Origin of the sequence: Candidatus Electronema sp. JM, from assembly GCF_048287415.1 — a bacterium.
In the GTDB taxonomy this organism is placed as follows: domain Bacteria; phylum Desulfobacterota; class Desulfobulbia; order Desulfobulbales; family Desulfobulbaceae; genus Electronema.
This window is the reverse complement of record NZ_JBLWEN010000027.1, coordinates 18,491-35,718: the sequence shown is the minus strand read 5'-3', so window position 1 is coordinate 35,718 and position 17,228 is coordinate 18,491. Positions and strand designations below refer to the sequence as shown.

The window sequence follows — 17,228 nt, the reverse complement described above, 5'->3', positions numbered from 1 at the left end:
GGCAATCAATCTGTCTTCCGCAATAAACCGCGCAGCAGCACGTCTTCGCCCAATTTTTCCGCAGTCAGTTCTGTCAGCAGGGCTTCTGGCGCATCGCCGGTGAGCAGCGGTGTTCCGTTTTCGCCGATGAAGCAGGGCGCAACAAAGAGGCAGGCTTCATCCGCCAGCCCGGCCCGCAGAAAGGCTCCATGCACTGCCGCGCCGCCTTCCACGAGCACTGAAGTGATGTTGCTTTGACCGAGAATTCGCAGCACCTGCTTCAGATCAAGCTGCCCGTTTTCATTAGCAGCAACGCGGTGAACCACTGCGCCAGCCTCTTCCAGTTTGCGCTGCTTTTCGGCGCAGGCATCAGTTCGGCAAAAAATCCACGTCTGCGCGGCTGATTGCTGTCGCAGCATTTTTGCTTCTGGCGGCAGGCGGAGCTGACTGTCTAAAATTACCCGCAGCGGGTCGCGGCCTTGCTCCAAGCGGCAGGTGAGCGCAGGATTGTCAATCAGGGCCGTGCCGATGCCGATCAAAATGGCATCCAGCTCGTCGCGCAGCTCGTGCGTCCGCCGCTGCGATTCCGGCCCAGTGATTGCCCCGCCTTGGCCGCGCATCCGGCTGATTTTGCCGTCTAAACTCATGCCAGCCTTTAAAACCACCCACGGCAGGGCGGTGCTCGAATGCTTGATGAAAGGCCGGTTGAGCTGGCGGCATTTCTCTTCCAAAATGCCCATTTCTACAATAACACCTTGGCTGCGGAGGAATTCCGCCCCGCCTGCGGCAACCGGATTCGGATCGGCCATGCCGACGACCACGCGGGCGATCCCGGCGGCCAAAACTGCACGGCTGCACGGCGAGGTTCTGCCCGTATGATTGCACGGCTCAAGGGTGACGTAAAGCGTGGCACCGGCGCAGGCGGCTGCGCCACCTGCATCAGCGATGGCGTGAATTTCGGCATGAGGCGTGCCCGTCTTTTTATGCCAGCCGCTGCCGATGATTTGGCCATTGAGGACAAGCACTGCGCCGACACAGGGATTAGGCGCAGTCCGGCCTTTGCCCTTTTTCGCCTCGGCAAGCGCAAGCCGCATGAAATGCAGGTCGGCGGCCTCGCTCATTTGCCCTTGCCTTTACCAAGGAAGTGCTTGAGTTCTTCCATAAATTCATTCACATCTGTGAACTGGCGATAGACCGAGGCGAAACGGACATAGGCGACCACATCCAGCTCAGGCAGAGCTTCCATCACCCATTCGCCGAGCTTGGTGGTGGGAATTTCTTTGCCGCCCACATCTTGCAGCCTGCGCTCGATTTTATCCACAAAGGCATCGAGCTGCTCCATGCTCACCGGCAGCTTCTCGCAAGCTTTTTCCAAGCCAAGCAGCATTTTGCCCCGATCCCACGGCTCACGGCGGCCATCCTTTTTCACCAGCATGGGCATGGTCACTTCGATTCGCTCATAGGTGGTGAAACGCTGCTCGCAGGAGGTGCAATGCCGCCGCCGCCGGGTGATGGTGCCGTCGCGGCTCAGGCGGGAGTCAATCACCCGGTTGTCCAACTGACTGCAATAAGGGCATTTCATGGTGCCACAAAACGGGAGTCAGATTTTTGAGACGTAACGGCGTTACCTGTTAGCTCCAGCCAACCCGTCCTCGCTCCGTCACGACGGTCGAAAACCGGCACATAGGGCTTGATGTCCAAGAGCGGCGTGCCGTCTAAGATGTCAATATCCTGCACATGCAGCACACCGTCCTCGACCGAATCCAAACGGACAATGGAAAGACCGATGGGATTGGGCCGCCGAGGAGCGCGGGTGGCGAAAAGGCCGCGCGGCTGGCTGTCCAAAAACGGCACTACCTCCAGTTTGAAGCCTTCGCTGCGGTGAAAGAGATAGAGCAGGATCAGATGCGAAAAGCCTTCGATATCCTTCAGGCCCGCCCGGTATTCGGGCAGAATTTCCACTTTGCCGCGCACTCCGGCTGCGCCGGTCGGCTGAATGGGCATTCCTTCCAAGCTGCTGAACGGACTGCGGATGAAACCGATGAGATTCATGCAAACGCCTCTTCCCGCGCCATCTCAGGATAAAGCGGCAGCTCCTCGCACAGCTCGCGTACTTCCTGCCGCACTTGCGCGATCACCGCTGCGCTGCGCGAGGTCAGCACCCGGTTGATCCAGTCGGCGATTTTGACCATCTCCGGCTCTTTCAGCCCTCTGGTGGTCACGGACGGCGTGCCGATGCGGATGCCGCTGGTGACGAAGCGCGGCTGGGTGTCAAAGGGGATGGCGTTTTTGTTCACGGTCAGGCCCGCCTCTTCGAGCAGATGCTCGGCCTCTTTGCCGGTCAGCCCTTTGCTGCTCAGATCAATCAGCATGAGGTGGTTGTCCGTGCCGCCGGAAACAATACGGAAGCCGTGTCCTTTGAGCTGCGCGGCCAGCATCTGGGCGTTGGTCACAACTTGCCGCTGATACTGGCGATATTCCTCGGTCATCGCCTCTTTGAAGCTGACCGCCTTGGCCGCGATCACATGCACCAGCGGCCCGCCCTGAATGCCGGGGAAAATATTTGAATCCAACCCCTTGGCGTATTTTTTCTTCGCCAGAATCAAACCGCCGCGCGGCCCACGCAGGGTCTTGTGGGTCGTGGTGGTGACAAAATCGGCGTAGGGCACCGGCGAGGGATGCACGCCCGCAGCCACCAGACCGGCGATGTGGGCCATGTCCACCATGAAGAGTGCGCCGATCTGGTCGGCAATATGGCGGAAATGCTCGAAATCAATGATGCGCGGATAGGCACTGGCTCCGGCCACGATCAGCTTGGGCCGGTTCTCAAAGGCGATGCGCTCCACCTCGGCCATGTCAATGGTCTCGGTGTCGCGCTTCACGCCGTAAGACATGAAATTAAAGAGCTTGCCAGAAAAGGAAACCGCCGCGCCGTGGGTCAGATGGCCGCCATGCGCCAAGTCCATTCCCAGCACCTTGTCGCCCGGATTGAGGCAGGAAAAATAGACCGCCATGTTGGCTTGGCTGCCCGAATGCGGCTGGACGTTGACGTACTCCGCCCCGAAAATTTCTTTCGCTCGCTCAATGGCCAGCGACTCGATCTTGTCGGCATAGTCGCAGCCGCCGTAGTAGCGTTTGCCGGGATAGCCTTCCGCGTATTTGTTCGTGAAAATAGACCCCTGCGCCTCCAGCACCGCCGGAGAGACGATGTTCTCCGAGGCGATCAGCTCAAGCTGGTTGGCCTGCCGCTCCAGCTCGTACTGAATATATTGATGCACATCTTGGTCAATTGTTTTCAAGGTAGTCATAATTCTTGCCTTCTCGTGATGATACGCAACTTGTGATGGGAAAAAATTGCTCTCAGGTTTGGCTTGCGTTCACGCCTGACGTGCGGTATGATAGCATTTGTTTGAAACTGCACTTTATTTTCAAAAAGGATGGAAGAAATGCCGTACAGTGATTTCAAGACACTTGATCAGGTACATAAAATATTAGGAATCAGTATCAAAAGCGGCAACGAGCTTTACAAACACATTCCTCCTGCCAAACTCTCGCAATGGTTCGAGGAAACTATGAAAATCGCTTACACAAGAGCGATTCAAATCAACACAGAACACGCCAGACAATCTTTGATTGTCAATCATGTCTTGATGGAATTAAGCCAGCATATCAGCATCAGTTTTTTTCTTCAAAATATATTCAATGTGGATACTGAGAGAGGATTGACAGGCAATCCTGATGCAATCATCAGCAGAAATGAAAATCAGCTCTACATTCAATCGCCGGTTGTGGTGCTGGTGGAAGCGAAAAAGTCTGATTTAGGCAGCGGATATGCGCAGTGCATTGCGGAAATGGAAGCAGCGCGAATCTTCAATGAGCAGAATGGCAATCCAATTTCCCCGATTTACGGTGCCGTCACTGATGGCGTGCTGTGGCAATTCCTTTCGCTTGAAAACAGCGTCGCCACCATTGACAGCTATCCTTATCCCTTCGATGATGGCAGCAAGATTGTTGGCATTTTGAAACTTTTTGTGGAAAACGGCAGAAAAACAGAGATTCATTGATGTATCAAGAAATTCTCAATAATTCTTTTTTGATTATTTCTTTAATGAACTCCGGCATATCCTTATGTTCACCTGCGGCCTGTTCCTTCATCCGCTCATATTCACCGATTTCCTCATCCTGCCAAAGTAAATCAATCCGCCGCTGCTGGCGCATGGCAATATGCGAATACTGCTCAGGGAATGCCCAGTAGCATTCAGCGCAGACCACAGGATTTTTCAGACTGATCCAGTTGTCGCAATGCTCGCAGCACCATGATTTTGCCCGGTTTGCCGAAGCGGAGAGCAGCATGAAATCATCTGGGTTAAGTTCGCCAGAAGCCTTGTCACCCTGAATTGCAAACGGAATCCGATGGTCAATCTGAAGCTCGCTGGCGGCAAGCTCTTCCCGGTAGATGCAGCAGCGGCAGCCATGTTTCTCAAGCAAGGCCTCTTTCAGTTTTTTCGACAACACCGTTCTGCCAGAGAGTTTTCCCGCTCTCGCCTGCTCAAAGCTGCCGAAGCGGTAAGCAGCAATTTTTCTGTCGTCCGAACCAGTCACACGGAACGTTTCCAGCGGAATGCCATGTTCCCGGACATCGCGCACCGCTCGTGGCGGATGATTGTAGCCGTACTGCTCTTTCAGCTCTTCTGTGGTGACAAAGCCATGCTGAATAATGTGCTCAATGACTGTGCGCGGGCGTTTGGCAGTGACTTTCCGGCATAAGGCCAGAATTCTTTCATCACAGCCGGACATACGCTTTCTTTTGCTCAAAGAGGGGCAGCTGCCCCCACTGCGGCCTTTTGCATTTCTGTGGCTCTGCTGCTTGGTGATGCAACAATAGCTCGGAAAGATAGAGCGATTCGCGGGTGATTTCTTTTTTACCCAGCAGCGTGGCTTGCGATGACCTGCCCGCTTCTATTTCCAGCCGTTTCAATTTCAAGCTGTCCGGCAGCTCTTTGCCATATGTCCTGCTGCCGCAGCGGCCATCATAGCTGATGAGGTACGACACTTCTTTTTTATTCAGCTCATGCAGAAAATCAACAAATTCATCATGGTCTATGCCGGAACAATATCTGCTGTCGCGCTCGCCGCAGACTCCTTGATAAGGAGGATCCATATAGACCAAATCTGTTTTCTCTATATCCGCCAGCATCTCCTGATAATGCAATGAAGAAACTGCTGTCCTGTCTTTGAGCAAGGCGGAAACGCCGCAGATGTTCTTCCGCATCGTCTCCGGTTTTGCGCCTTTTCTTCGTTTGTCAGGGCTTTGATTGAATTCGCCCTCGCTGTTGTAGCGCACCGCGCCTTTCACGCAGCGGGAGAGCAGATAGAGAAAAATGCCGGGATCACCCGTGCTGTTGAAATCCTTTCGCGCTTTATAATAATGCCCTTCGCTGTCCGCAAGCTGCTCAAGCCACAGCGTTTCGTAAAAATCAGCCAGCTCATCCGGTATGCTGATGATGCGCTGCAAGAGTTGAGCCAGCGGCTTGTTGCAATCATTGAGCCAATACCGCTCCGCCCGACCAGCAGCGGCGCAGGCGATGCTCACCGCCCCTGTCCCGGCGAACGGCTCAACCAGCCGCGCAACTTTTGCCGGAAAATGCTGCAAAATCAGAGGGGCAAGATTTCTCTTGCTGCCCTGATACTGAACAGGATGCGGAATTTTCATTGATCAGCTCAACATATCCAGGCGACGCTGGTGCCTGCCGCCAGCGAACTCCGCCGTCACCCATGTGCAAACAATCTCTAAGGCCAGCTCTGAGCCGATCACCCGTGCGCCGAGGCAGAGGACGTTGGCGTTGTTGTGCTCGCGGCTCATGCGGGCGGTGAAGGCTTCGTGACAGAGCGCGGCGCGGATTTCCCGGTGCCGGTTGGCGGCGATGGACATGCCGATGCCGGTGCCGCAGATAAGGATGCCCCGCTCGCAAGTCCTGGCTTTCACCAAGGCGCAGACTTTTTCAGCAAAATCGGGATAATCCACCGAAGCCAGACCAAAGCAGCCCACGGATTCAACCTCATGTCCGGCCTTGCTCAGAAATTCGACCACCTGCTGCTTCAGCTCAAAGCCGCCGTGGTCGCTGCCAACTGCAATTTTCATGAGTTCAGCCCTCAAACCGCTTCATGATGATGACTCCGTTGGTGCCGCCGAAGCCAAAAGAATTGGACATCGCCGCCCGGATTTGCATCTTGCGGGCCGTGTTCGGCACATAGTCCAAATCGCAGGCCGGGTCAGGATTTTCGTAATTGGTGGTCGGCGGGGCGCATTGATGATGCACGGCAAGAGCGGTGAAGGCAGCCTCAATACCGCCTGCGCCGCCCAGCATGTGACCAGTCATCGATTTAGTGGAGCTGACCGCCAGCTTGTAAGCGTGATCGTCGAAGACCGTTTTGATTGCCGCTGTCTCGCAGCTGTCGTTGAGCGGTGTGGATGTGCCGTGGGCGTTGATGTAGTCAATCTCGTCTGGGTTCATGCCCGCGCTGCGCAAGGCCATCTTCATGCAGCGGGCCGCGCCTTCGCCGTTGTCAGGCGGAGCGGCGATATGGTAGGCATCGCTGCTCAGGCCGTAACCGACTAATTCCGCATAAATTTTGGCTCCGCGCCGTTTGGCGGCCTCCAGCTCCTCAATCAGGATCATGCCTGCGCCTTCGGCCATGATGAAGCCGTCGCGATCGCGGTCAAAAGGCCGCGAGGCGCGTTCCGGCTCGTCGTTGCGGGTGGACAGGGCCTTCATCGCCGCAAAACCGCCCACAGCAATCGGGCAGATGACCGCCTCCGCGCCGCCAGTGATGGCTGCGTCGCAATCGCCGAGCAGGACGTGCCTATATGCCTCGCCGACCGCGTGGGTGCCAGCGGCGCAGGCCGTTGACAGGGCGAGGTTCGGCCCTTTGGCCCCGAAGCGCATGGAAATATGGCCGGAAGGCATGTTGGGAATCACTCTGGGGATGAAGAACGGCGTGATCCGGCGCGGGCCTTTAGCCAGCAGCACCGAGTGGTATTCCTCAATCGTCGGCAGGCTGCCCATGCCGCAGCCGGTGATCACGCCGACCCGCTCGGCCAGCTCCTCGCTGATCACCAAGCCGCTGTCCTGCATGGCCAAATCCGCAGCGGCTACGCCGTATTGGACAAAGAGATCGAGATTTTTAACCTGCTTCGGCTCGAACCAGCGTTCCGGCTCGAAATCCTTGACCTCGGCGGCAATCCGTGCGGCATGAGCGGATGCGTCAAAGCGGGTGATCGGGCCGATGCCGCTGCGTCCATTGAGCAGCCCTTCCCAGGTCTTGTCCGTGCCGGTGCCTAAGGGAGTCACCAAACCGACCCCTGTCACAACAACCCGTCGCTGTTTCACGTCCTGATCCTCTTGAAATGAGTCAAACGGCGGCTGTCAGCAGGACGCGCCGCCTGCTGACCTGTTGCCTTGCGTCTTACTGAAGCTTCTCGACGTAGTCAATCGCGTTCTGGACAGTCTTGATGCCTTCCGCGTCCTCGTCCGGGATCTCGATGTCAAAAGCCTCTTCCATCGCCATGATCAGCTCGACTTGATCGAGAGAATCCGCGCCCAGATCGTCCACAAAGGAAGCGGCAGGAATCACCTTCTCTTTGTCCACACTGAGCTGCTCGACAATAATATCAATCATCTTATCCGCAACTGCTGCCATGCTCGTTCTCCTGATAGTTCGTTGTTGGGTATGCAAATATTTCGGACGGAAATCCGCCGTTCCGAACGGTGATTCTCAATTGCCCATGTACATGCCGCCATTGACATGCAGCGTCTGGCCGGTAACATAGCCGCTTTCCTCGGCGGCAAGATAGGCCACCGCAGCGGCAACGTCTTCCGGCTGACCGATGCTGCCAAGCGGAATCGCGGTAAGGATGCTTTCCTTGATCTCCTCCGGCAGCTCGGTGGTCATGTCGGTGACAATATACCCCGGTGCAACGCAGTTGACCGTAATTTTACGCGAGGCCAGCTCTTTGGCCATAGATTTGGTCAGGCCGATCAAGCCAGCTTTTGCTGCCGCGTAGTTCACTTGGCCTGCATTGCCGACGCAGCCGATCACCGAGCTGATGTTGATGATCCGGCCCCAGCGTTTCTTCATCATCCCGCGCATCGCCTCTTTCGAGCAGATAAACGCGCCCTTGAGGTTGGTGTTCAGCACCGCGTCCCAGTCCTCGTCCTTCATCCGGGCCATCAGGCCGTCGCGGGTGATGCCGGCGTTGTTGACCAGTATATCAATTCCGCCGCGGTCTGTGGAAATTGTTTTTACCGCGTTCTGCACTGCCGCGCTGTCAGCCACATCAAAGCCGATGACAAAGCCCTTGCCGCCCGCAGCGGTGATTTCCGCCAAGACTTCTTCAGCAGCAGCGGCCCGGCTGACGTAGTTGATACCGACATTCGCGCCCTGCGCCGCCAATTTCAGGCAGATTGCCCGGCCTATGCCCCGGCTGCCGCCAGTGACTAACGCTGTTTTTCCTGCAAGTGTCATAGCCTGCGCTGCTCCCGTATTTTTTCTGTCAACAAGGGCAAGATTTCAAAAAGGTCACCCACCAGTCCATAAGTGGCGAGGTCAAAGATCGGTGCTTTCTCGTCGCGGTTGATGGCGACGATGGTTTCTGCCGACTGCATCCCGACTGTGTGCTGCACCGCGCCGGAAATGCCGCAAGCGATGTAGAGCTTCGGGCTGACCGTCTTGCCGGTTTGCCCGACCTGACAGGGATAGCCAATCCAGCCTGCGTCCACAGCGGCCCGCGAGGCAGAGACTGCGCCGTTCAACTCGGTGGCCAGCTCGTGGAGCAGGGCAAAGCCCTTCTCATTCCCCAAGCCGCGCCCGCCGCTGACCAGCACTTCCTTTTCCTGAATGTTCGCCTGCTGCTCTTGGCTGAACACGGTTTCCAGCACCTCGATGTTGGAGACAAGCAGTTCTGGCGCAAGAGCAACCTTGATCACCTCGCCAACGCGGGCCGAATCAGGTTGAGCCGGAGCCATGACATTAGGCCGCACGGTCGCCATCTGCGGACGGGACTGCGGGCATTCAATCGTGGCCATGATGTTGCCGCCAAAGGCCGGACGGGTTTGCAGTAAAACCCCGTCTTCAGCACGGATGGCCAAGGCGGTGCAGTCGGCAGTCAGGCCTGCGCCCAGCACATTCGCCACCTGCGGAATGACTGAACGGCCAATAGCTGTTGCCCCCGCCAGCACCACTTCTGGTTTATGCTGCACAATCAGGTGCTCCAAGACCTTGCCGTACACATCTTCGCGGTACTGAGCAAGGGCGGGATCATCAACGAGCAGCACCTTGTCCGCACCTGCGGCGATCAGCTCGGCGGCCTTGCTCTCGACATTGGCACCCAGCAGCACGGCGGTCAGGGCAGTGCCGCGTTGATCTGCCAGCTTTCTGCCAATGCCCAGCAGCTCAAAGGCCACGGGCGCAACCACGCCGTGCCGCGCTTCAGCAAAGACCCAAAGGCCAGACCACACGGACAGGTCGTTCGGCGCGGCTTTGGCAGCGGTTTCAATGCGCAAGGCACCGGGTTCGCAGTTGTCCACGCAGGAACCGCAGAGCTTGCAGCCATCGCCGACCACGGCAACGCCGTTTTTGAGAATGATGGCTCCAAAGGCGCAGTTGGCTTCGCAAACTCCGCAGCCGATACATAAGGTGGTGTCAACGATGAGCATGGCAGGACGGAATTAATCTTTATAAAAACTAAATTAATTTAAGTCGGTTACTTTTATTCCCATCTACAAGAACAATCTCCACCTTCTCTTTCTCTATTTCTTCTTCGATTTTTTTAAACAAGTTAAGCTGTCTTGAGAGTTCTTTTTCGCTGACCACGCCAGACACCTCAATTTCAATATCTTTGTATTTAATTTTTACTTTTCTCGATTTCCTCTCATCTATCCATAATTGCATAGCTTTTACTGCAACTGTCCCTGCGCCTACTGCTGCGCCAATCAAAGAAACCGCTATAGAAACATTCTCTGGAGAGAGGATAGATACGTCACCGCAGCAATTAATGCTATTAATAGATGAAGAACTAATAGAACTAATATTATAGCTATTCTTTTCTTCTGGCATTTTTCATCCCCTCTTTTTTACGTTCGTTTCCATGCTCCAGTACGGGAGCGAATAATTTTACTGCATCAGATACTACTACGATATATCTCTTCTCTTACGAGCGGCTTGAACTCAGGGATTTTTAAAGGCTTCTTTAAGAGAAGATCAATTGCATCAGGTTGTTCCTGAAAGATTTCTAACTCTTCTAACGGTGTGTAAAACTTTCCCAGTTCCGCATCAGTGAAATCATACTCATCTTTCATCACAAATACCCCCTAATCTCCGCCACTAGCTGCGCCACCTGCTCCACTGCTGTGCCGGAGAACATCCTCCGGTTGCCGCGCGGCTCTGGCGAGAAGACCCGCGCCACTTTGGTCGGCGAGCCAGCCAAGCCAATGCACTGCGGCTCTGCCTGAATATCCGCAGCTGAGAGCACCCGGATTTCCGCCTTCTTCGCCTTCATCTTGCCCTTCAGCGAGGGCACCCGTGGCTCGTTGATGTCCTTGACCACAGTCAGCAAGGCAGGCAGCGGCAGCTGCACCACATCATAGCCGTCATCCATCATCCGCTCCACCCGCAGAAGGGCTGCCGATGCCTCGCGGGTCTTCTGCACGCAGGTGACATACGGCAGCTTCAGCCGCGCCGCCATGCCCGGCCCCACTTGCGCCGTGTCGCCGTCAATGGCCTGCTTGCCGCAAAGGATCAGATCAAACGCGCCCAAGCATTGCACAGCCTTGGCAAGGGTGTAGGAAGTCGCCCAGGTGTCCGCGCCCGCAAAGGCCCGGTCAGAAACCAGCACGCCCTCGTCTGCGCCGCAGGCAATCGCCTCCAGCAGCACCTCCTTAGCCTGCGGCGGCCCCATAGACAGCACCGTGACCGTGCCGCCGAGCTGCTCCTTCAAGCGCACCGCCTCTTCCAAGGCATGGCGGTCAAAAGGATTCATGATCGCAGCCACGCCTTCGCGGGCCAAGGTGTTGGTCTTGGGATCAAGACGCACATCCTTGGCATCCGGCACCTGCTTGATGCAGACTATGATCTTCATGCGTATTCCCGGTTCAGTTCCTGACCAATGACATTGCGCTGAATCTGATTCGTGCCTTCATAGATTTGCAAAATCTTGGCATCGCGCATCATTTTCTCCACCGGATATTCCTTCATGTAGCCATAACCGCCCATGACCTGCACCGCATCGGTGGTCACTTTCATGGCAGTGTCTGTGGCAAAGACCTTGCACATGGAGGAAATCTTGCTTGCGTCCTCAGGATGCGCGTCAATATGCCGGGCCGCGCCATAGACCAAGCCCCGCGCCGCCTCGGTCTGAATGGCCATGTCTGCCAGCATGTGCTGCACCGCCTGAAAGCTGATGATCGGCTTGCCAAACTGCACGCGCTGCTTGGCGTAGCGGGCCGCTTCATCCAAGGCTGCCTGCGCCAAGCCCACGCCCAAGCTGGCAATGCCGGGCCGGGACACATCCAAGGTCTTCATCACGGTGATGAAGCCGGTGCCTTTCCGCCCGATCAGCCTGTCCTTGGGAATGCGGCAGTCCTTCATCACCAGCTCGCAAGTGGCGGACGAGCGGATGCCCATCTTGTTTTCCTTCTTGCCGTAGGAGAAGCCAGGATCGCCGTCCTCAACCACAAACATGGAGGCTCCGCGTATGCCTTTCTCCGGGTTGGTCAGCGCGATGACCGAGTATATCTGCGCCTCGCCGCCGTTGGTGATCCACTGCTTGGTGCCGTTGAGGATCCAGCAGTCGCCGCCGTCCACAGCCGTGGTGCGGATGCCTGCGGCATCGGAACCGGCGTTGGCTTCAGTCAGGCCGAAGGCGGCCAGACTCTTGCCCTCAGCCACACCTGGCAGATACTTCTCCTTCAGCTCCTCGCTGCCGGAAATGAGAATCGGCAAAATGCCCAGACCGCAGGCGGCAAAGCTGGTGGCCACGCCGACGCAGCCCCGCGCCAGCTCCTCCAACGCAAGCACGATGTCAAAGATGCCTGTGCCCATGCCGCCGTAGGCTTCGGGCACCAGCACGGCGAAGAGATCAGCCTTGGCGATGTCAGCCAGCAGCTCGCCGGCGAACTCGTTGCGCTCGTCCAGCTCGGCCCGCTTAGGAATGATCTTCGCCTCGGCCAGCTCGCGGGCGGTCTCTTGGATCATCCGCTGTTCTTCAGTCAGAAAATAGTCCACCGTGTTCTCCTTTGCCCGTAACAGACAGTCATGCTCATGACTGTCTGAGACTCATGCACATGACTGCCGGACAGTCATGAGCATGAAACCTTTGCGCTACCAGTCCAGCAGCATCGAACCCCAAGTGAAGCCGCCGCCGAATGAGCAGAGCAGCAGCTTGCCGCCGCAATGCAGCCGCCCTTCGCGCACCGCCTCATCCAAGGCGATGGGAATGCTGGCTGCTGAGGTGTTGCCGTACTTGTCCACGTTGCAGAAGATTTGCTCCGGCGACGCGCCGAGCCGTTCAGCGAGATTGTCTAAAATGCGGATGTTGGCCTGATGGGGAATGATGAGCGAGAGGTCTTGGACAGCGAGCCGCTGCCGCTCCAGCAATTGGCGGACAACATCCTCCATCGCCCGGACAGCGTATTTGAAGACATCGCGGCCCGACATCTGGATGACGCAGCCTTTGCTCTTCGGGTCAAGCAGGTCAGGATTGGTGCTGGCCGGACTGTCCATATACAGCAGATTCCACAGACTGCCGTCAGAAAGCAGGCAGCTATCAATGATGCCGCGTCCTTCCGCGCTGCCGACCACGCAGGCCCCGGCACCGTCGCCAAAGAGGATGCAGGTGTTGCGGTCTTCCCAATCAACCCGCGCCGAGAGCGTCTCCGAGCCGATCACCAGCACCTTCAGGTTCGGATCAGCGGCGATGTATTTAGCCGCCACATCCAAGCCGTAGAGAAAGCCGGAGCAGGCCGCGTTGAGGTCAAAGGCGAAAGCCTTGGCCGCGCCCAGTTCCGCCTGAACAAAGCAGGCGCAGGAGGGCATCAGCATGTGCGGGCTGATGGTGGCGACAATGATCAGGCCCAGCTCATCTGACGTGACTCCAGCGGCTTCCAAGGCGCGGCGGGCCGCCCGTGCAGCAAGCTGGTAGTTCTGCTCCTCCGGCCCGGCGATGCGGCGGGTGCGGATGCCGGTGCGGGCAGTGATCCACTCGTCCGAGGTCTCCACCATCCGCTCCAGCTCGGCGTTGGTCAGCGCGCGTTCAGGCAGACAAGAGCCGGTGCCCAGCACTGCCGCCCGTCTCATGCCTGCACCGTTTCCTGCTGAAGATGACGGGTGATGGCCGCGTTGATTTGGCATTCGGCCATCTTCGCCGCTTCTTTGATGGCATTGCAGATGGCAACTGCGGAGGAGCTGCCGTGACAGATGATGCCCACCCCGTTGATGCCGAGCAAGGGCGCACCGCCGTATTCAGCGTAGTCCACCCGCTTGCGGAAGGATTTGAAGGCCGGGCGGATGAAGAAGGAAGCAAGGCTGGCTCCCAAAGACTTCTTAATCTCGGTCTTGAGCATCTGCTGAATGGCTTCTGCCAGTCCTTCGCTGATCTTTAAGACGATATTGCCGACAAAGCCGTCGCAGACCACCACGTCCACGTCGCCGCTGAACACATCGCGGCCTTCGACATTGCCGATGAAATTCAGGCTGCTTGCTTTGAGCAGATCATAAGCCTCCTTCACCGCCGCGTTGCCCTTGCCCGGCTCCTCACCAATGCTGAGAAGGCCGACACGGGGATTGGCCCGCTGAAGCAGGAGGTTGGAGCAGGCCGAGGCCATCACCGCGAACTGGTAGAGATGCTGCGGGCGGCAGTCCACATTGGCCCCGATGTCCGTCACCAAGACCGGCTCTTTGAGCGTGGGGAAGACGCTGGCGATGCTGGGCCGGGAAATGCCTTTCAGCCGTCCGAGCTGGAGGATGGCGGCAGTCATGGTCGCGCCGGAATGCCCGGCTGAGACCAGTGCGTCAGCACGGCCTTGCTTGACCAGATCAAAGCCGACCATGATGGTGGAGTCCTTTTTCCGGCGCACCGAGTCCACCGCCGCCTCGTCCATCGAGACCGTCTGCGGGGCATGAACGACAGAAAGGCGCGTCTCCGCGCCTTTGTCACGCCGGGCCAGCTCGGCCCGCAGCAATTCTTCCGGGCCGAGCAGCAGCACCTCAATGCCCGGAAATTGCTCGACCGCCTGGACGGCCCCGTCAATCAGCGGCGCGGAACCCCGGTCGCCGCCCATCGCGTCAAGGGCTATTCTCACAGCGGCCTTTACGACAGCTCTTCGCCCAGCTGATAAATGGTTTTGCCCTTGTACTTGCCGCAGCCGGAGCAGAGCTGATGCGGCATCTTCGGCTCGTCGCAGTTCGGGCAGCGGCCCACGGACGGCGCGGTGAGGAAGTCGTGCGCCCGCCGCTTGTGGGTGCGGGAATAGGAATGTCTTCTCTTTGGCAAGGCCATGATGGTTCTCCTTGAAGCAGATGTCTCCGTCCTGAGGCAGGACCGGAAGGGTTATTTTTTCTTCAATGCCGCTAACACGGCAAAGGGGGAATTGCTTGTTTCAGACGCGCAGGCGCAGCCGCCGGAGTTGAGGTCAGCACCGCAGCCAGGACACAGCCCACGGCACTGCGGCGAGCAGAGCTGCTTCACCGGCAGGCAGAGCAGGGCCTGCTGGCGGAGAATGTCCTCCAAGTCAGCCGCAGGCTCGTCCACCTGCACCACGTCCAATTCTGTGCCGCCGTCCAGCTCCTTGACGTTCCAGTCTTCCTCCTCCGCGACTTCCAGCACCAGGCAGAAGTCCACGTCCACAGGAAAATCGTAGTCGTTCAGACAGCGGTCGCAGGTCAGGCGTAGGCCGGTGTGCAGGCTGCCGCGCACCTCAGTCCGCTGCTCGCCTTTGCGGTGCAGCTCCAGCTCGGCCTGCACCGAAGCGGCCCGGCGCAGACCGGCCTCAGCCAGCCATGCGTCGTCCGTGATGCTGTAACAGCTTCCGTTGGCGGGGATTTCTGCAAATGGAACTTTCACGATGGGCACCAGTCGTGCAGCGCGGCTGCGGGACACTAAAAAGTAAAATCATACACAAAAAAGCCTGCTCATGCCAAGAAAAAAAGCGCGGCCCGGCAGAAATGACCTGCGCCGCCGCGTTTTTCCCTTTGCCGGAGGCCGGGGATGTCGCTATGATAGGGGGCCGGAGCGGCATCCGATTGAACAGAGAGGACACAATGAAAAAAGGCGGCGGACAGGCGGCGGCACCGGAGACGGTGGCGGAGTTTCTCGGAAAGATCATGCCCTTCAAGGAGCTTGATCCTGAGACCATCCGGCAAGTGGCCCGGCAGGTCAAGATAGATTTCTTTCCCAAAGGCACCAAGCTGCTCCAGGCAGGCAAAAGCGAGATCAATTATCTCTACCTGATTCAGCAGGGCGGGGTGAAGTCCTTCATCATCGACGACGAAGGCGCGGTGACGCTCAAGGATTACCGGGGCGAGGGCGACTACATCGGCGCACTGGGCATCATCCGGGGCGCGCTCGCCAATCTTGACGTGGAGACAGTGGAGGACACCTTCTGCTTTCTCCTGCCAAAAGCGGTCTTTCTTGAGCTGATCAGCAGCCAGCCCGGCTTCTCCCAGTATTACCTGAAGAGCTTTTCGGAAAAGGTGGTGGCCGCCGCCTACAGCGAGCTGCGGCGGCACCGCATGGGCCGGAGCAGCGACAGCAACCTGCACCTTTTCTCCATCCAGGTCGGCGAGATCATCCGGCAGGCCCCACGCAAGATTGTGGCTGATGCCAGCATCCGCGAGGCTGCGAGCAGGATGGCGGAATTCCGCGTGGCTTCGCTGCTCATTCACGAGCCGGGCGACGAGGAAAAGATTATCGGCATCGTCACCGACCGCGACTTGCGCAACAAGGTGCTGGCACCGGGCCGCGACTACAACGAGCCGATCCGGGCGGTGATGTCCTCGCCGGTGGCTGCTGTGCTGTCCGAATCCACCTGCTTTGACGCGCTGCTGAAGATGATGTCCGCCTCCATTCATCATCTGGCTGTGGAGCGGGCGGAGCGGATCATCGGCGTGATCACCTCGCATGACATCGCTTTGCTGCAAGGCCACGCGCCATATTCCCTGTTCAAGGAGATAGGCCGCCAGCAGAAGATCGAAGGGTTGCATCCGCTCTCGCGCAAAATCCCGGAGATGATCCGCAACCTGATCCGCGAAGGGGCGAAGGCCGGACATATCTCGCGGATGATCTCCATCCTCAACGACCAGATTTTGGAGCGGCTGCTCACCCTGCTGGAAGAGGAGCTGGGGCCGCCGCCGGTTGATTACTGCTGGCTGCTGATGGGTTCTGAGGGACGGCGCGAGCAGACCTTCCGCACTGATCAGGACAACGCCATCATCTACGAAGACCCGGCGGACGAGGCGCAGGCCAAGGACTGCGAGGCCTATTTCTCCCGCTTTGCCCGCAAGGCCATTGATCATCTGGTGCAATGCGGCTATCCGCTTTGTCCGGGCGGGATCATGGCCGTCAATCCGAAATGGTGCCAGCCGCTGTCGGTTTGGAAAGACTATTTCTCCCGCTGGACAGCAACGCCTGAGCCGGAGGAAGTGCTCAACGCCACCATCTTCTTCGATTTCAGGGCCGGTTTCGGCAAGGCGGCTTTGGCGGACGAGCTGCGCCAGCATCTGCATCTGCTGACGCGGAAAAGCGAGCTGTATCTCTTTCATCTGGCCAGACAGTGCCTCTCCGCCAAGGCACCGCTTTCCTTCTTCAAGAATTTCATCGTTGAGAAGGACGGCGAGCACAAGAACAAACTCGACATCAAGGTGCAGGGCATCACGCCCTTTGTCAACTTCGCCCGCATCTTGGCCTTGAAGAACAGCATCCGCGAGACCAACACCCTCGCTCGCCTGCATGTGCTGGCGCAGGAAAAATGTATCAGCGACGAATTGTGGAATGAGACGGTTGATGCCTATGAAATGCAGATGCAACTGCGCTTGGTGCATCAGCTCAATCAGATTGAGGCCGGAGCTGAACCGGACAATCATATCGCTCCGGCTGATTTGACCGACCTCGACCGGCGGCTGCTCCGTGATGCCTTTGAATTGATTGACCGCCTGCACAACGCCCTGAAAACGCTCTACCCCTCCATCTGAGAGCC

The 17,228-nt window shown here is 57.7% G+C and carries 21 protein-coding genes; 2 read left to right on the top strand and 19 right to left on the bottom strand.

Annotated features, from left to right (window positions below; translation table 11 throughout):
• Window positions 1–5: 5 nt before the first annotated feature.
• Genes ribD through glyA form a run of 4 tightly spaced genes read right to left on the bottom strand, consistent with a single transcriptional unit; the run spans window position 6 to window position 3,287 of the window.
• Window positions 6–1,100 (bottom strand): bifunctional diaminohydroxyphosphoribosylaminopyrimidine deaminase/5-amino-6-(5-phosphoribosylamino)uracil reductase RibD, encoded by a 1,095-nt coding sequence (ribD, locus tag ACNKH6_RS05395; protein ID WP_417914524.1) that lies wholly within the window; start codon window positions 1,098–1,100, stop codon window positions 6–8.
• Window positions 1,097–1,561 (bottom strand): transcriptional regulator NrdR, encoded by a 465-nt coding sequence (gene nrdR, locus ACNKH6_RS05390; RefSeq protein WP_417914523.1) that lies wholly within the window; start codon window positions 1,559–1,561, stop codon window positions 1,097–1,099. The genes ribD and nrdR overlap by 4 nt, the downstream gene beginning before the upstream one ends.
• Complete coding sequence (gene tsaA / locus ACNKH6_RS05385) at window positions 1,558–2,031, bottom strand: tRNA (N6-threonylcarbamoyladenosine(37)-N6)-methyltransferase TrmO (protein ID WP_417914522.1); 474 nt, start codon at window positions 2,029–2,031, stop codon at window positions 1,558–1,560. The genes nrdR and tsaA overlap by 4 nt, the downstream gene beginning before the upstream one ends.
• A complete protein-coding gene (glyA, locus tag ACNKH6_RS05380; protein WP_417914521.1) occupies window positions 2,028–3,287 on the bottom strand; it encodes a serine hydroxymethyltransferase in 1,260 nt (419 codons plus the stop codon). The genes tsaA and glyA overlap by 4 nt, the downstream gene beginning before the upstream one ends.
• A gap of 129 nt (window positions 3,288–3,416) precedes the next feature.
• Between glyA and ACNKH6_RS05375 the strand changes: the two genes are divergently transcribed.
• Entirely contained in the window at window positions 3,417–4,043 is a 627-nt protein-coding gene (locus tag ACNKH6_RS05375) for a hypothetical protein (protein WP_417914520.1), read from the top strand.
• Between the two features lie 4 nt (window positions 4,044–4,047).
• Here ACNKH6_RS05375 and ACNKH6_RS05370 read toward each other — a convergent pair whose 3' ends face one another.
• The 15 genes from ACNKH6_RS05370 to ACNKH6_RS05300 all read right to left on the bottom strand — a co-directional run bounded on the left by ACNKH6_RS05370 (window position 4,048) and on the right by ACNKH6_RS05300 (window position 15,097).
• Entirely contained in the window at window positions 4,048–4,776 is a 729-nt protein-coding gene (locus ACNKH6_RS05370; RefSeq protein WP_417914519.1) for an HNH endonuclease, read from the bottom strand.
• Window positions 4,763–5,692, bottom strand: coding sequence for a Dam family site-specific DNA-(adenine-N6)-methyltransferase (locus ACNKH6_RS05365; protein ID WP_417914518.1), 930 nt, complete (start codon window positions 5,690–5,692; stop codon window positions 4,763–4,765). Before ACNKH6_RS05365 ends, ACNKH6_RS05370 begins: the two co-directional genes overlap by 14 nt.
• A gap of 3 nt (window positions 5,693–5,695) precedes the next feature.
• Window positions 5,696–6,121 carry a ribose 5-phosphate isomerase B gene (gene rpiB, locus ACNKH6_RS05360; RefSeq protein ID WP_417914517.1) on the bottom strand — a complete coding sequence of 142 codons (426 nt, stop codon included), beginning with the start codon at window positions 6,119–6,121 and terminating at the stop codon, window positions 5,696–5,698.
• Window positions 6,122–6,125: 4 nt separating this feature from the next.
• Entirely contained in the window at window positions 6,126–7,370 is a 1,245-nt protein-coding gene (fabF, locus tag ACNKH6_RS05355) for a beta-ketoacyl-ACP synthase II (protein ID WP_417914516.1), read from the bottom strand.
• Window positions 7,371–7,446: 76 nt separating this feature from the next.
• The gene (gene acpP / locus ACNKH6_RS05350) at window positions 7,447–7,680 is read right to left on the bottom strand and encodes an acyl carrier protein (RefSeq protein ID WP_417914515.1); all 234 of its coding nucleotides are present in this window, start codon (window positions 7,678–7,680) and stop codon (window positions 7,447–7,449) included.
• Window positions 7,681–7,755: 75 nt separating this feature from the next.
• Window positions 7,756–8,505: a 3-oxoacyl-ACP reductase FabG gene (fabG, locus tag ACNKH6_RS05345; protein ID WP_417914514.1), complete on the bottom strand. Its 750-nt coding sequence runs from the start codon at window positions 8,503–8,505 to the stop codon at window positions 7,756–7,758.
• Window positions 8,502–9,695: an FAD-binding protein gene (locus ACNKH6_RS05340; protein ID WP_417914513.1), complete on the bottom strand. Its 1,194-nt coding sequence runs from the start codon at window positions 9,693–9,695 to the stop codon at window positions 8,502–8,504. The genes fabG and ACNKH6_RS05340 overlap by 4 nt, the downstream gene beginning before the upstream one ends.
• A gap of 28 nt (window positions 9,696–9,723) precedes the next feature.
• Window positions 9,724–10,095 carry a hypothetical protein gene (locus ACNKH6_RS05335; RefSeq protein ID WP_417914512.1) on the bottom strand — a complete coding sequence of 124 codons (372 nt, stop codon included), beginning with the start codon at window positions 10,093–10,095 and terminating at the stop codon, window positions 9,724–9,726.
• Between the two features lie 65 nt (window positions 10,096–10,160).
• On the bottom strand, window positions 10,161–10,337 hold the full coding sequence (locus tag ACNKH6_RS05330; protein WP_417914511.1) for a hypothetical protein: 177 nt from the start codon (window positions 10,335–10,337) through the stop codon (window positions 10,161–10,163).
• Complete coding sequence (locus ACNKH6_RS05325) at window positions 10,337–11,116, bottom strand: electron transfer flavoprotein subunit beta/FixA family protein (protein ID WP_417914510.1); 780 nt, start codon at window positions 11,114–11,116, stop codon at window positions 10,337–10,339. Before ACNKH6_RS05325 ends, ACNKH6_RS05330 begins: the two co-directional genes overlap by 1 nt.
• The gene (locus ACNKH6_RS05320; protein ID WP_417914509.1) at window positions 11,113–12,261 is read right to left on the bottom strand and encodes an acyl-CoA dehydrogenase family protein; all 1,149 of its coding nucleotides are present in this window, start codon (window positions 12,259–12,261) and stop codon (window positions 11,113–11,115) included. Before ACNKH6_RS05320 ends, ACNKH6_RS05325 begins: the two co-directional genes overlap by 4 nt.
• A 96-nt stretch (window positions 12,262–12,357) precedes the next feature.
• A complete protein-coding gene (locus ACNKH6_RS05315; RefSeq protein WP_417914508.1) occupies window positions 12,358–13,332 on the bottom strand; it encodes a beta-ketoacyl-ACP synthase III in 975 nt (324 codons plus the stop codon).
• On the bottom strand, window positions 13,329–14,336 hold the full coding sequence (gene plsX, locus ACNKH6_RS05310) for a phosphate acyltransferase PlsX (RefSeq protein ID WP_417914507.1): 1,008 nt from the start codon (window positions 14,334–14,336) through the stop codon (window positions 13,329–13,331). The genes ACNKH6_RS05315 and plsX overlap by 4 nt, the downstream gene beginning before the upstream one ends.
• 8 nt (window positions 14,337–14,344) lie before the next feature.
• A complete protein-coding gene (gene rpmF / locus ACNKH6_RS05305) occupies window positions 14,345–14,533 on the bottom strand; it encodes a 50S ribosomal protein L32 (protein ID WP_417912694.1) in 189 nt (62 codons plus the stop codon).
• Window positions 14,534–14,584: 51 nt separating this feature from the next.
• The gene (locus ACNKH6_RS05300) at window positions 14,585–15,097 is read right to left on the bottom strand and encodes a YceD family protein (RefSeq protein ID WP_417914506.1); all 513 of its coding nucleotides are present in this window, start codon (window positions 15,095–15,097) and stop codon (window positions 14,585–14,587) included.
• 197 nt (window positions 15,098–15,294) lie between these two features.
• On the opposite strand from ACNKH6_RS05300, the gene ACNKH6_RS05295 reads away from it, so the two are divergent.
• Entirely contained in the window at window positions 15,295–17,223 is a 1,929-nt protein-coding gene (locus ACNKH6_RS05295; protein WP_417914505.1) for a DUF294 nucleotidyltransferase-like domain-containing protein, read from the top strand.
• Window positions 17,224–17,228 lie beyond the last annotated feature (5 nt).